Raw genomic sequence first — 13766 nt, 5'->3', positions numbered from 1 at the left:
CGGTCGGACCGGCCCGGCCCCGACCGACTCGAAGCCGTCACCGCGGCACCGTTCTCAGGAGCAGAGATGAAGACCCGCACCCGCGTTCTCACCGGTACCGCCCTCGCCGTCGCCCTGGGCGCCGGAGCCTTCGGTGCCGTGAGCGCCAGCGCGACCCCCGCCGCCGAGACCGCCCAGGTCTCCGTGGCCGGGAAGAAGGACGGCCCGAGCGGCAAGAACTTCACCACGACGACGCACCTCACCGTCGACGCCGCGACCCGCGCCGCCCAGGCCGCGCTGAAGGCCGCCGAGTCCGAGAACCAGAAGGTGACCGTCGCCGTCGTCGACCGCAACGGCAACACCATCGTCACCCTCCGCGGCGACGGCGCCGGCCCGCAGTCCTACGAGTCGGCCCAGCGCAAGGCCTTCACCGCCGTGTCCTGGAACGCCCCGACCTCGGTGCTCGTGGGCCGGCTCGCCCAGACCCCGAACCTGAAGGACATCCCCGGCACCCTCTTCCTCGGTGGCGGCACCCCGGTCCAGGCGGACGGCGCGCCCGTCGCGGGCATCGGTGTGGCCGGCGCCCCGAGCGGTGACCTGGACGAGAAGTTCGCCAAGGCCGGTGTGGACGCGCTGAACAAGTAGGACGCGCGGTCGTCCGGCCCGGGGGGTGCCTTGCCCGGTCGTGCCCGGCTCGCGGTGCCCGGCAGGACCGGCAAGCCCCCGCCTAGGATCGAGTGCGTGGAACACCGTGCTCTCTCCCGCCTCGCCGCCCCCGCCGTTGCCGCCCTGCTCGCCCTCACCACGGCGTGTACGGGCGACACCGTGCAGGGGCGGCCGGGTGCGTCGGGGCTGCGCGATCCGTACTTCCCGCGGGCCGGGAACGGCGGCTACCAGGTCGACCACTACGCGCTGGACCTGGACTACGACCCCGCGGACGGCCGGCTGCACGGTACGGCCGTGATCACCGCCCGCGCCGAGCAGGGGCTCAGCTCCTTCAACCTGGACTTCAGCGGTCTGAAAGTCGAGGGCGTGACCGTCCAGGGGGAGGGGGCCCGGTACAACCGGACCGGCAACGAGCTGACCGTGCGCCCCGCCGAGGACCTGAAGAAGGGTGAGGTCTTCCGGACGGAGGTCGACTACAGCGGGAAGCCGAAGCCCCTCGTGGATGCGGACGGCTCCAGGGAGGGCTGGATCACCACCGAGGGCGGCGCCGTAGCCGTCGGCGAGCCGGTCGGTTCGATGACCTGGTTCCCCGGCAACCACCACCCCAGCGACAAGGCCGCGTACGACATCACCCTGACCGTTCCGCGCGGCTACGAGGCCGTGTCGAACGGCGAGCTGCGTTCCCGTACCGAGGACGCGGACGGGCGCACCGCCTTCGCGTGGCACAGCCCGGAGCCGATGGCGAGCTATCTGGCGACCGCGGTGATCGGGCCGTACAAGGTGACGACCGGCCGGACGCCCTCGGGGATCGGCCTCTACAGCGCCGTGGCGCCGGGGGAGGGGGCCGCCGGTTCGGGGCCGCTCGCGCGGCTGCCGGAGATGGTGGAGTGGGGCAGCGGCCGGTTCGGCCCGTACCCCTTCGCGAGCGCGGGCGCGATCGTGGTGCCCGCGGGGACCCTCGGCTACGCGCTGGAGACCCAGGGCCGGCCCGTCTTCCCCGGTGCGCCGACCGAGGAGGAGCTCGTCGTGCACGAGCTCGCTCACCAGTGGTTCGGCGACTCGGTGTCGCCGAAGTCCTGGAAGGACATGTGGCTCAACGAGGGGTTCGCGACCTACGCCGAGTGGCTGTGGGCCGAGGACCACAACGGGTCCACGGCGCAGGAGTACTTCGAGGCCTTCCGGACGGGTGACACGGACGTGGACCGGGACGCCGACGTCGACTGGCGGGCCTTCCCGCCGGCCGCTCCGCCCGGGCCCGAGGACATCTCGGCGGAGCCGGTGTACTACGGCGGCGCGATGGTCCTGCACCGGATCCGCCAGGAGGTCGGCGACGAGAAGTTCTTCGCCCTGGTGCGCGGCTGGGTCGCCGACCACCGGCACGGGAACGCGAGCACGGCCGACTTCACCGCCTACGCCGAGAAGAAGACGGGGCACGACCTGAAGAAGGTCTGGGACGCGTGGCTGTACGGGAAGGCCCGCCCCGAGTAGCCACGCCCCGCGCTGCGCTGCACTACGTCGCGCTGCTCCGCCCCGCCCCGCCCGCTCCGCCCCGCCCCGCTACGGGGCTTCGAGCGGCTTGCGCAGCACGGTGCAGTCGCGGCCCATCTCGCGGTCCTTGGCCCTGCGCAGCGGGACGTACCCCTGGGACTGCCAGAAGGCCAGGGCCTTGGGGTTGTTGTCCAGTACGGCGATCCGCACGCCCGCGCGCCCCGCGGTGCGGAAGCGGTCCTCGACCAGGGTGGCGACGGCGCGGCCGTACCCCTCGCGGTGGGCGGTGGCGTCGATGAGCAGCAGGCCGATCCACGGGTCCGGGTCGTCGGCGGCGGGTGCCTGCGCGAGGGTGGCGGCCAGGCCGACGAGGCGGCCGGCCGAGCGGGCGAGGAGTACCTCGGCGCTGTCGTGCGCCAGTTCGTCGGCGAGTGCGGCGGCGACCTGTTCGACCGTGATGCGGTCCGGGTCGGGGAAGTCGCCGCTGAGTTCGAAGAACGCGTGGTTCGTCGAGTAGAGGGCGGCGATCTCGGTGAGGACCGGGCCGGGGAGGGCGCCGTCGACGGGGACGAGCGGTTGCAGGATCACCCGTCGAACGGTAGCGAAGAAGCCCCCTCCCCGGACGGCCGGGAGGGGGCTTCGCCGGCGCCGGTGGCGGGCAGTTCCGGGACGTGCCGGACCTGCCCGACACGGCCGCGGACCGGCCGCGGGCTCAGCGCGGACTCACTGTGGAGTCGGGCTCGGAATCAGACGTTGACGCCGAAGTCCTGCGCGATGCCGGTGAGGCCGGAGGCGTAACCCTGGCCGACCGCGCGGAACTTCCACTCGGCGCCGTTGCGGTAGAGCTCGCCGAAGACCATGGCGGTCTCGGTCGCCGCGTCCTCGGAGAGGTCGTAGCGGGCGATCTCGGCGCCGCCGGCCTGGTTCACGACGCGGATGTACGCGTTGCGGACCTGGCCGAAGTTCTGGCTGCGCGCCTCGGCGTCGTAGATGGAGACCGGGAAGACGATCTTGTCCACGTCGGCCGGGAGGCCGGCGAGGTTGACGTTGATGGCCTCGTCGTCGCCCGCGCCCTCGCCGGTGCGGTTGTCACCGGTGTGGACGATGGTCTGGTCCGGGGTGGACTTGTTGTTGAAGAAGACGAAGTGGCCGTCGGAGACGACCTTGCCCGTCGGGTTGACCGCGATCGCCGAGGCGTCGAGGTCGAAGTCGACACCGGTCGTCGTACGGACGTCCCAGCCGAGGCCGACCGTGACGGCAGCGAGGCCCGGGGCCTCCTTCGTGAGCGAGACGTTGCCGCCCTTGGACAGGCTGACAGCCATGGGAATGTCCCTTTCCTCATCCAACATGCACGTACAGGCGGTCAAACTACCGCTGCCCCCTATAACGCGACGAGAGGCCGGTCGGGTTCCCGTCGTGAATTGTCCGTGACGGCGAATCTCCGCGAGCCGGAACGAGGGGCCGGTAAATGCGGGTGACGGCAGCGGTGCCGGGGGCGGATCATAGGGGCATGCCTGGTCCCTATGTCATCCGCGGTTCGGTCGTGCTCCCCGAGGGAGAGCTCGCCTGGCGGTTCTCGCGTTCCTCCGGACCGGGCGGTCAGCACGTGAACACCTCGGACTCGCGCGCGGAGCTGCTGTTCGACCTGGCGGCGACGAAGGCGCTGCCCGAGGTGTGGAAGGAGCGGGCGCTGGAGCGGCTCGCCGGGAGGCTGGTGGACGGGGTGGTGACCGTACGGGCCTCCGAGCACCGCTCGCAGCTGCGCAACCGGGAGATGGCGCTGGTACGGATGGCTTCGCTGCTGGCCGAGGCGACGGCGCCGCCGCCGAAGCAGCGCCGGGCGACGAAGATGCCGCGCGGGATCAACGAGCGCCGACTGCGCGAGAAGAAGGCGCGGGCCGAGACCAAGCGCGGCCGCACCGGCCGGGACTGGTAGCCCCGCCGTGTCCGCCCTGCCAGGCTTACGAGCCCTGCCCGCTCAACGAGCCACGCCCGCCTTACGAGCCCTGCCCGTTCTGCGCGCGCAACGCGTCCTACGCGCCCAGGTGCCGGTAGCGCCCGCGGAAGTACGTCAGCGGCGCCGAGTCCGGGGCGGGCAGGCCGGCCGTCAGGACCCGGCCGACGACCAGGGTGTGGTCGCCCGCCTCGACGCGGTTCTCCGTACGGCATTCCAGCGTCGCCAGGGCGCCGGTCAGCAGGGGCGCGCCGGAGGCCTCGCCGCGTACGTAGGGCAGGTCGGCGAAGAGGAGCCGGTCGCTGATGCGGCCCTTCATCGAGAAGCGGCCCGCGACCTGGAGCTGGTGGTCGGCGAGCACGGAGACCGCCCACAGCGGCTGTTCCGCCAGCAGGTCGTCCATCCGGGAGCCCTCGCGCAGGCTCACCAGGACCAGTGGCGGGTCCAGGGACACGGACATGAAGGCGGTCGCCGTCATGCCGACGTCCTCGCCGCGCGGGCCGTCCGCCGTCAGCGGGGGCTCGTGCGCCGTGATCAGGCACACGCCTGCCGCCAGCCGGGACATCGCGGCCCGGAACTCGTCATTGCTCACCCCCTCAGCATGGGGGGTTCCGTGGGACGCGGTGGGTACGGGGGTCGTCTTCAGCACGCTGAAACGCTAATCTCGCCCTTCCGCGCCGCACATCGGGCCCTGGTCCGAGTCGCGTCCCCGCCCCTTGGCCTAGGCCCCGGCGTATCGTTTGCTCTCGGGAATGTGAGGGAGCGCTCCCAGTCATGCACCGACCCACTGCGCACCGATATTCACCTGATGTGACTTGAGTCACAGAGGGCAAGATTTGTTGACCCTGTGTACCTGGCGCACAGCTCACTGTGATTCAGTGGACGGGACACCGCAACGAAACGCCGATGACAAACCTGGAGTTGCTGTCGAGGTCTCGGGGAGAGCGAGTAATGGAGACCGAGTCGGAGCCGTACGTCCGTCTTGCGACCCTGCGGCAGCTGCACCGGGTGGTGGCCGAGCTCAATACGGCCAGGAGCCTGGCGGACACTCTGCAGACCGTCGTGGACGGCATCGTCGTGGGCCTCGGCTACGAACTCGCCTGTGTCAACCTCGTTCGCCCGGACGGTGATCTCGTCGTCGCCGCCTTCGCCGGCGACCCCGCCGCGGAGGCCCTCATCACCGGCCGGGTCGGCTCCCGCGCCTCCTGGGAACGCCGCCTGACGATGGGTGAGAACTGGGACGGACTCAGGTTCATCCCGCACACCGAGGGCTGGGTCCTCATGGAGGACGACGTCCCCCAGTGGCACACCGACGGCCCCGATCCGCGCTTCGAGGACGAGTGGCACCCCGAGGACCGGCTCTACGCCCCCATGTATGCGTCCGGCGGGGAACTTCTGGGTGTCATTTCGGTGGACAGACCGCGCAACGGCCGCAGGCCCGGCGCCTGGGGCCGCGAGGCGCTCCAGATGTACGCCTTCCAGGCGGCGATTGCGATCAGCAATGCCAGGCTCCGTGCGAACATGCAGCGCGCCCTCGTCCGGCTGGAGCGCGAGCAGCAGGCGCTGCGGGCCAGTGAAGAGTCGTTCCGCCAGGCCTTCGAATACGCGCCCAGCGGTATGGCCATCGCCGAAATGGGCGGGGACCAGCACGGCCGGCTGCTGCGGACCAATGACGCGCTGTGCCGGCTGCTCGGCCGGCCCGCCTCCGTGCTGCGCCGCTACTCCTTCTCCGACCTGGTCCACCCCGAGGACATCGGGACGCTGCTGCGGACCTCCGCCGAGGGCGGCCGCGCCGAGCTGCGCCTGGGCCGCCGCGACGGCACGTATGTATGGGTCTCGCTGCGCAACTCGGTCGTCGCCGACGCCGCCGACGGGCCGCGGTTCCTGCTCACGCACGTCGAGGACATCGAGGAGCGCAAGCGGCACGAGCTCCAGCTCGCCCACCGCGCCAGCCACGACTCGCTGACCGGCCTGCCCAACAGCGCCGAGCTGCGGGCCCGGCTGGGCGCGCGGCTGTGCCGCAGGCCACAGTCCGTACGGGCGACCGCCGTCGAGGCCCTGGACGCGGCCTTCGAGGGGCGCGACGGCTACGACGGGCACACGGGGCACGACGGGCTCCCGGTGGGGGCGGAGGCGGGTGGTGCCGGTGAGCACGGGTTTCATCCCGACGGCCCCGACCGGTTTCCCGGGGCCGATCCCTTCGAGTTCCCGGGGGCGCCGCCCGCGCCGTCGGACGGACCGTACGACCACCACGTGCACACGGTGGCGCCCGCGACAGACATCGACGACGGCACGAAGGGGCTCGCGGTCCTCTTCTGCGATCTCGACGGGTTCAAGTCGATCAACGACCGGTTCGGGCACCACACGGGCGACGCGGTACTGATCGAGGTCGCCCGGCGGCTGACGACCGGCGTCAGGGACGGTGACACCGTCGCCCGGCTGGGTGGTGATGAATTCGTCGTTCTGGCGGACGGCCTGGGCGCGGCGGACGCCGCCGACCTCGCGGTCCGGCTGCGCAACGCGATCATCCCGCCGATCCGGGTGGACGGCCGTGCGGTGCGGGTCGGAGCCAGTTTCGGCATCGGTTGGGCGAGTTGCGGGATGTCCGCGGACGAGGTGCTGCGCTCCGCCGACCAGCGGATGTATATCGAGAAAAGGTCCCGGTCGAAGGCCCATCGCAGGGCCGGCTGAGGCGGTCTGCCGCCCGTGGGTGCACGTGTTCGGGGTAGGCTCCCGGGGGTCGAAAGGAGTGACCTGCGATGACGACGCCCGCGAACAACGGCCCGCACGGTGGGGCGAACAAGCCCGAGGACGACGATCCGTTCGGCTACCTCTACGAGGACGGCCAGGCGGCCGGCGCCACACCGCCCGGCCAGGGCGGCGCATACGGCTACCCGGGACCCGCGGCAGGCGGTCCTTCCGGCGCGCAGCCCGGGGTTCCCCGGACCTCCCACCACCAGGTGCGGACGGTCGGCGAGCGCCGCAACGCCGGCCAGCGCGGCCAGGTGCCCGCGCAGCAGCCCCCCGCGTACCCGCAGTACCAGGCCCCGGAAGCGCTCCAGGCGGGCGGCTACGGCGTCCCGCAGCAGGCGCAGCACCCGACCCAGACGGTCGACCGGCCGGGCGGCGGTCACGGTGGCGGTGGTTCCAGCCGCCGGGGTCTGCTGATCGCAGCGGTCGCGGTGGTCGCCGTGGTCGTGATCGGCATCGTCGCGGCGCTGCAGTTCGGCGACAAGGACAAGGGCAAGGACGACGCGGCCACGACGGGCGGCCAGCAGTCGGCGGCCCCGCAGGACCCGGCCAGCCCGACGCCGAGCTCGAAGCCGTCGCAGGCTCCGCTGCCGAAGGCCGACTTCGCCGGCAGCGGCATGTCCCTCACGGGCGGTGCCGTGCTGCAGAACACGGTGCCGGGCGCGAAGAGCGAGGGCGGCCAGTACGTGGGCGGCCTCAACGCGCAGGGTGCGGCGGCCACCTGGTCGCTGGACGTCCCCAAGGCGGGCAAGTACAAGCTGAAGATGACCTACGGGGTGCCGGGCAAGGACGCCAACACCACGCTGACCATCAACGGCGAGGCGCAGACCCGGCCGGTCAACATGGCGAACTTCTCCAAGGCCGCCGCGGGCGACTGGGCCAAGGGCTGGACCAACACCTACTCGCTGGTGGAGCTCAAGCAGGGCGCCAACACGATCAAGATCTCGTGCGAGGCGGGCAACCAGTGCGAGGTCGTCCTCGACCAGCTCTGGCTGGAGCAGGGCTGATCCGCCCCGCGTCCCCGCCGGCCCGCTAGGCCGTCGTGACCTTCACCGACCCCCGTACCTCCTCGTAGGTGCGGGGGTCGAATGCTCCCGCCACCGGGGCCAGGACGGTGGCCGCCGAGAGCGCGACCGCGCGGGTGAGGCGGGCGGGCCAGTCCAGGCCCTCGGCCACCGCCGACAGCAGGCCGGCGACCGCGGAGTCGCCTGCTCCGGTGGGATTGCCGGAGAGCGGGCGCGGCGGGGTCGCCTGCCAGGTGCCCTCGGCGGTGGCGGCCAGCAGGCCGGCCGGGCCGAGGGAGGTGACCACCGCGTGGGCGCCCCGGCGGCGGGCGTCGCGGGTGGCGGGGAGCGGGTCGCGGGATCCGGTGAGCTCGGCCAGTTCGGCGGCGTTGGGCTTGATGATCTCGGGGCGGGCGGCGACCCCGCGGCGCAGGGCCTCGCCGCTGGTGTCCAGGAGGACGGGGACCCCGGCCGCGCGGGCCGAGCGGACGAGCAGGGCGTACGCGCCCACCGGCACGCCCGGCGGGAGGCTGCCGCACAGGGCCACGGCGCGGGCGCCGTGCACGAGGTCCTCGTAGCGCGCGAGGAAGCGCGACCATTCGGCGGCGGTGATGTGCGGGCCCGGCTCGTTGAACTGGGTGGTGTCGCCGGAGGCCGCGTCGACCACGGCCACCGTGCGGCGGGTGTTGCCGGCGCAGGGCACCAGGCCGTCGACCACCCCGGGGGACTGCGCGAGGAGTCCGCGGACGACGGAGCCGACCGGGCCGCCCGCGAAGCCCGTCGCGGTCACCTCGTGGCCGAGGGCGGCCAGGACGTGCGCGACGTTGATCCCCTTGCCGCCCGGGCGTTCGGCGACGGCGGACACCCGGTGCGAGGCGTGCGGAAGCAGCCGCGGCACCTGGTACGTGACGTCGAGTGCGGTGTTGAGCGTCACGGTAAGGATCATGGGCACTCCCGGGTCTGTTGCTGCCGGGATCATGCCAAACACAAGGCGGTCGGCCCAGTCCTCGGGCCGGCCGTTTTCCCTGCGCACAGCCGCTTGGCCGTCAGATCGCCGGTCGTGCGGCCGGGCTGACGATCCATTCGCCGCGCCGCATGACGCCCTTGACGTCGAACGCGGCGTCCAGGACGACGAGGTCCGCGTACTTGCCGGGCTCCAGCGAGCCGATCTCGTCGTAGAGCCCGATCAGCTTGGCCGGGTTGGCGGAGATCGCCTGGACCACGGACTCCACCGGCAGCTTGTCGAGGGTCACCGAGCGCTTGAAGGCGGTGTCCAGGGTCAGCGTCGAGCCGGCGATCGAGCCGCCCTCCACCAGCCGGGCCACGCCGTGCTTGACCTCGACCTCCAGCGGGCCCAGGTGGTAGGTCCCGTCGCCGAAGCCGGCCGCGTCCATCGCGTCGGTGATGAGCGCCACGCGGTGCGCGCCCGCGTGGTGGAAGGCCAGTTCCAGGGCCGCCGGGTGCAGGTGGGTGCCGTCGTTGATCAGCTCGACGGTGATCCGCTCGTCCTCCAGCAGCGCGGCGATCGGGCCGGGTTCGCGGTGGGCGAGGGGCGGCATCGCGTTGAAGAGGTGGGTGGCCACGGTCGCGCCCGCGTCGATGGCGGCGCGCGTCTGCTCGTACGTGGCGTCCGTGTGGCCGATCGCGGCGATGACCCCGTGCTCGGCGAGCAGCCGTACGGAGTCCAGGCCGCCCGGCAGTTCGGTGGCGAGGGTGAACATGCGGGCGGCGCCGTGCGCGGCGTCGATCAGCTTGCGGACCTCGGCCGGGTCGGGGTCGCGGAGCAGGTCCTCCTTGTGCGCGCCCTTGCGGCAGGGGTTGATGAACGGCCCCTCGAAGTGGATGCCGGCGATCTCGCCCTGCTGGGTCAGCTCGGCGAGCAGGGCTGCGCGGCGGGCCAGCTCGTCCAGGTCCCCGGTGACGGTGGAGGCGACGAGGGTGGTGGTGCCGTGCTCACGGTGGGTGCGGACGCCCTTCAGGACGTCCTCGGCGGTTCCGGAGGTGAAGGAGGCGCCGCCGCCGCCGTGGTTGTGCATGTCGACGAAGCCGGGGACGATCCAGTGCCCGGTCAGGTCGACGGTCGTGGTGGCGTCGTGGGCGCTGCCCGCGATGCGGTCGCCGTCGACGATGACCCGGCCGCCCGCGACCGTGCCGGTGGGCAGCACCACCCTGGCGCCCGAAAGAACGGTGCTGTGTGCGCTTCCGGACATCAGGCCGGTACCTCCGTGGCGAGTAGGTCCCAGGCGAGCAGCCCTGCGCCCAGGCATCCGGCGGTGTCCCCGAGGGCCGCCGGCACGATGTGGGGGAGCCGCTGGAACGTCACGCGCTCCTCCACGGCCGTCCGTAGTGGTGTGAACAAGGTTTCCCCGGCCTCCGCCAGCCCGCCACCGATGATCAGCGTGCGCGGGTCCAGCAGGGTGATCGCGGTGACCAGTCCGTCGGCGAGGGCGCCGACGGCGGCCAGCCACACCTCCCGGGCACGCGCGTCGCCGGACTCGACGGCCTTGGCGCAGTCCGCCGCGTCGGCCTCGGGGTCGCCGGAGGCGGCCGCCCAGGCGCGGCTGACGGCCGCGGCGGAGGCGAGGGTCTCCAGGCAGCCGTGCTGGCCGCAGCCGCATGCGGGGCCGCCCGGGCGCACCACGATGTGCCCGATCTCGCCCGCGTAGCCGTGGGCGCCGGCCTCGATGCGGCCGGCGATGCCGATGGCTCCGGCGATGCCGGTGCCCAGCGGGACGAAGAGGAAGCGGTCGGCGCCCCGGCCGGCGCCGATGCGGCCCTCGGCGAGTCCGCCCGTGCGCACGTCGTGGCCGAGGGCCACCGGGATGCCGCCGAGGCGTCTGCTGAGCAGGCTCCGCATCGGTACGTCCCGCCAGCCCAGGTTCGCCGCGTAGACGGCGATCCCGTGCTCGGAGTCGACGATGCCCGGGACGGCGACGCCGGCGGCCGACGCGGGCCGTCCGAAACGTTCCCGGCCGGTGTCGAGCAGCTCGGCGGCGAAGTCCTGGATCGTCTCGACGACGGCGTCGGGGCCCCGGTCGCGGCCGGTGGCACGGCGCGCTTCGTGGAGCAGGGTGCCGTCCTCGGCGACGAGGGCAGCCTTCATCCCGGTGCCGCCCACATCGAGGGCGATGACGTGTTTCACGGGTTTCACAGAGACAGTCTCGCGTGCTCGGCGGGGAAAGGTCTAGTCCAATGAGGGAGATTGTTGAGCGGCCATACAAAATCGGGACTCCGGCCGGGAGTCCGATGTGGACGAGCCGCCAAAGTGGTGTAGACCTTACGTGGATCGTACGTACAACAAGGGGTGGATGGAGAACTGTGAAGGGCCGTTACCTGAGCCTGGCCGCGTCCGGCGCCGCGCTGTGCCTGACTGCCGTGACGCTGACGGGCTGCGGAGCCCTCGGCGGACTCACCGGAGACAACGAGGTGACCCTGCGGGTCGTGGCGGCCGACTACGGGGACAATCCGCAGAACTCCTCGGCGGCCTACTGGAAGGACCTCGCCGCGGGCTTCGAGAAGGCCAACCCGGGCACCAAGGTCGAGGTCAGCGTCTACTCCTGGTCCGAGGTCGACGCCAAGGTCGCCGAGATGGTCAAGGCCGGCAAGGCCCCCGACATAGCCCAGATCGGCGCCTACGCCGACTACGCGGCCGCCGACAAGCTGTACTCGACGGCCGAGCTGCTCTCCGTGAAGACCGAGGCCGACTTCCTGGGCCCGCTCGCGGACGCCGGCAAGGTCAAGCAGGTCCAGTACGGAATGCCCTTCGTGGCCAGCACCCGGCTGCTCTTCTACAACGAGAAGCTGCTGGCCGACGCAGGTGTGATCGGCAAGGACGCCAAGGGCTGGCAGCCGAAGAGCTGGGCGGACCTGGAGGCGGCCGCCAAGAAGCTCAAGGCCGCGGGCGTGCCCACCCCCTTCGCGCTGCCGCTGGGCCGCGAGGAGGCCCAGGCCGAGACGATGATGTGGATGCTCGCGGGCGGTGGCGGCTACACCGACAACGAGGAGCAGTACTCCATCGACTCCGCGGACAACGTCAAGGCGCTGGAGTTCCTGCGGGACAAGATGGTCGGCCAGGGGCTGACCGGCCCCGTGGAGCCCGGCAAGCTGGACCGGCAGGCCGCCTTCGAAGCCTTCACCAAGGGTGAGGTCGGCATGCTCAACGGGCACCCGACGCTGCTCAAGCAGGCCGAGGCCAAGGGTGTGAAGTACGGCATGGTGCCGCTGCCGACCGCCACCGGGTCCGAGGAGCCTTCCATGGGCGTCGCGGACTGGGTGATGGCCTTCAAGAACGGCCACCGCGAGCAGTCCGGCAAGTTCCTGGACTTCCTGTACCAGCCGAAGAACGTCTCGGCCTTCACCGAGAAGTACGACCTGCTGCCCGCCACCACCAGCGGCTACCAGGCCAAGCAGGCCGCGTCGGCCGGCAACGCCCCGCAGCTCAAGCCCTTCCTGACGGCGCTGCCCGGCTCGCGGCTCTACCCGGTCGGCAAGAAGTCCTGGGCGGGCGTGAGCGAGGACATCAAGCAGAACATCGGCAAGACCGTCCAGCCGGGCGGACAGCCGGCGAAGGTTCTGGAAGAGATCGCGACGGCCGCACGGGCGGCCGACCCGCGCTGACCCGAGCCGCGCCGCGCCCGCCCGCGCCCGCCGGAGCGGGTGGGCGCGCCGGGTGTCAGACGGCGGCGTTAATCTGGCGGTATGACGGACGAGGGGCAGCTGACGGCCACGGAGGCCGCGGTGCTCGCGTACGAGGGACGCACCTGGCCCGGGCCCGGAGCCAAGGAGCGGGCCATACGCGAGGGCCTGGGGATGACCCCCGTCCGCTACTACCAGCTGCTCAATGCGCTCATGGACGACCCCCGCGCGCTGGCCCACGCCCCGGGCACGGTCAACCGGCTGCGCAGGATCCGCGAGGCCCAGCGAGCCCGGCGATAGCCGTAGCCGTCGCACCGCTGGGCCGTTAGGGTCGTGCTTATGGGGAGCCATCCGCACGATCTGCCGATGCCCGTCACCGCAGCGGGACGCGAGGGACTCGAAGCCCTCCTCCGCACACCTCGCCGGTCCGTGGTCGCCCTGGACTTCGACGGCACCCTCGCCGACATCGTTCCGGACCCGGACCAGGCCAGAGCCCACCCGGGCGCCGTCCCGGCCCTGTCCGCACTCGCCCCCGAGGTCGACTCGGTAGCCGTGATCACCGGCCGCCCGGCGGGCGTCGCCGTCCGCTACGGGGGCTTCGCCGGGGTCCCCGGACTGGAGCACATGGTCGTCCTCGGTCACTACGGAGCCGAACGCTGGGACGCCGTCAGCGGCATCGTCCACGCCCCCGCCGAGCACCCCGGGGTGGCGGCGGTCCGGGCGGAGCTTCCGGGGTTCCTGGACTCGATCGGTGCCTGGCGCGGCACGTGGATCGAGGAGAAGGGCCGGGCGCTGGCCGTCCACACCCGCCGGGCGGAGAACCCGGCGGCGGCGTTCGCTGCGCTGCGGGAGCCGCTGGCCGATCTGGCGGCACGGCACGGGCTGATGGTCGAGCCGGGCCGGGCGGTGCTGGAGCTGCGGCCGCCGGGCATGGACAAGGGCGTCGCCCTGACCGAGTTCCTGGCGGAGCGGGACGCTGAGGCGGTGCTGTACGCGGGCGACGACCTGGGCGACCTCGCGGCGTACTCGGCGGTCGAGAAGCGCCGGGCCGACGGCCTGCCGGGGGTGCTGGTGTGCAGCGGCTCCGCGGAGGTGCCGGAACTGGCCTCCCGCGCCGACCTCGTCCTCCCGGGCCCGGCCTCGGTGGCCCAGTTCCTGGCCGACCTGGCCACAGCCATCCGTACCTGACTGTTCAGCCCCTCCGGCGTTTGAGGAGCGGGGTCCGGGGCGGAGCCCCGGCAGCGGCGCCGCACCCTCCCGGGGCCGCCCGCCCGCTCAGGCCGCCGAGA

Annotated in this window: 14 protein-coding genes; 8 read left to right on the top strand and 6 right to left on the bottom strand. The window is 72.5% G+C overall.

Annotated elements, in window-relative coordinates; genetic code table 11:
- The first annotated feature begins 66 nt into the window (after window positions 1-66).
- Together IE257_RS30605 and IE257_RS30600 are read left to right on the top strand one after the other, a co-directional pair.
- The gene (locus IE257_RS30605) at window positions 67-624 is read left to right on the top strand and encodes a GlcG/HbpS family heme-binding protein (protein ID WP_053177276.1); all 558 of its coding nucleotides are present in this window, start codon (window positions 67-69) and stop codon (window positions 622-624) included.
- Between the two features lie 96 nt (window positions 625-720).
- Entirely contained in the window at window positions 721-2133 is a 1413-nt protein-coding gene (locus IE257_RS30600; protein WP_189973109.1) for a M1 family metallopeptidase, read from the top strand.
- A 69-nt stretch (window positions 2134-2202) separates the two neighbouring features.
- Here IE257_RS30600 and IE257_RS30595 read toward each other — a convergent pair whose 3' ends face one another.
- Both IE257_RS30595 and IE257_RS30590 read right to left on the bottom strand, forming a co-directional pair.
- Entirely contained in the window at window positions 2203-2721 is a 519-nt protein-coding gene (locus tag IE257_RS30595) for a GNAT family N-acetyltransferase (RefSeq protein WP_189973108.1), read from the bottom strand.
- Window positions 2722-2879: 158 nt separating this feature from the next.
- Window positions 2880-3455 carry a TerD family protein gene (locus tag IE257_RS30590; protein WP_030718836.1) on the bottom strand — a complete coding sequence of 192 codons (576 nt, stop codon included), beginning with the start codon at window positions 3453-3455 and terminating at the stop codon, window positions 2880-2882.
- Window positions 3456-3643: 188 nt separating this feature from the next.
- On the opposite strand from IE257_RS30590, the gene arfB reads away from it, so the two are divergent.
- On the top strand, window positions 3644-4069 hold the full coding sequence (gene arfB / locus IE257_RS30585) for an alternative ribosome rescue aminoacyl-tRNA hydrolase ArfB (protein WP_189973107.1): 426 nt from the start codon (window positions 3644-3646) through the stop codon (window positions 4067-4069).
- Between the two features lie 97 nt (window positions 4070-4166).
- On the opposite strand, the gene IE257_RS30580 is transcribed toward arfB, so the two are convergent.
- Complete coding sequence (locus IE257_RS30580; protein WP_229920750.1) at window positions 4167-4736, bottom strand: flavin reductase family protein; 570 nt, start codon at window positions 4734-4736, stop codon at window positions 4167-4169.
- Between the two features lie 302 nt (window positions 4737-5038).
- On the opposite strand from IE257_RS30580, the gene cdgB reads away from it, so the two are divergent.
- Together cdgB and IE257_RS30570 are read left to right on the top strand one after the other, a co-directional pair.
- Window positions 5039-6778, top strand: a complete 1740-nt coding sequence (gene cdgB, locus IE257_RS30575) for a diguanylate cyclase CdgB (RefSeq protein WP_189973106.1) — start codon at window positions 5039-5041, stop codon at window positions 6776-6778.
- 68 nt (window positions 6779-6846) lie between these two features.
- Entirely contained in the window at window positions 6847-7845 is a 999-nt protein-coding gene (locus IE257_RS30570; RefSeq protein ID WP_189973105.1) for a CBM35 domain-containing protein, read from the top strand.
- Window positions 7846-7870: 25 nt separating this feature from the next.
- On the opposite strand, the gene IE257_RS30565 is transcribed toward IE257_RS30570, so the two are convergent.
- The 3 genes from IE257_RS30565 to IE257_RS30555 form a co-directional block, all read right to left on the bottom strand.
- Complete coding sequence (locus IE257_RS30565; RefSeq protein WP_189973104.1) at window positions 7871-8788, bottom strand: 1-phosphofructokinase family hexose kinase; 918 nt, start codon at window positions 8786-8788, stop codon at window positions 7871-7873.
- Window positions 8789-8888: 100 nt separating this feature from the next.
- Window positions 8889-10052 (bottom strand): N-acetylglucosamine-6-phosphate deacetylase, encoded by a 1164-nt coding sequence (nagA, locus tag IE257_RS30560; protein ID WP_189973103.1) that lies wholly within the window; start codon window positions 10050-10052, stop codon window positions 8889-8891.
- Window positions 10052-10984 carry an ROK family protein gene (locus IE257_RS30555; RefSeq protein ID WP_189973198.1) on the bottom strand — a complete coding sequence of 311 codons (933 nt, stop codon included), beginning with the start codon at window positions 10982-10984 and terminating at the stop codon, window positions 10052-10054. Before IE257_RS30555 ends, nagA begins: the two co-directional genes overlap by 1 nt.
- 176 nt (window positions 10985-11160) lie before the next feature.
- On the opposite strand from IE257_RS30555, the gene IE257_RS30550 reads away from it, so the two are divergent.
- The 3 genes from IE257_RS30550 (at window position 11161) to otsB (ending at window position 13665) form a co-directional block, all read left to right on the top strand.
- Window positions 11161-12459, top strand: a complete 1299-nt coding sequence (locus IE257_RS30550; RefSeq protein ID WP_229920749.1) for an extracellular solute-binding protein — start codon at window positions 11161-11163, stop codon at window positions 12457-12459.
- An 81-nt stretch (window positions 12460-12540) separates the two neighbouring features.
- Complete coding sequence (locus IE257_RS30545; protein ID WP_030031449.1) at window positions 12541-12777, top strand: DUF3263 domain-containing protein; 237 nt, start codon at window positions 12541-12543, stop codon at window positions 12775-12777.
- A 39-nt stretch (window positions 12778-12816) separates the two neighbouring features.
- Window positions 12817-13665 (top strand): trehalose-phosphatase, encoded by an 849-nt coding sequence (otsB, locus tag IE257_RS30540; RefSeq protein WP_189973101.1) that lies wholly within the window; start codon window positions 12817-12819, stop codon window positions 13663-13665.
- Window positions 13666-13766 lie beyond the last annotated feature (101 nt).

The sequence above is a fragment of the Streptomyces avidinii genome (assembly GCF_014650695.1).
Taxonomy (GTDB): Bacteria; Actinomycetota; Actinomycetes; order Streptomycetales; family Streptomycetaceae; genus Streptomyces; species Streptomyces avidinii.
Note: the sequence above shows the minus strand (reverse complement) of the source record. Positions and strands in the feature narration are given on the sequence as shown.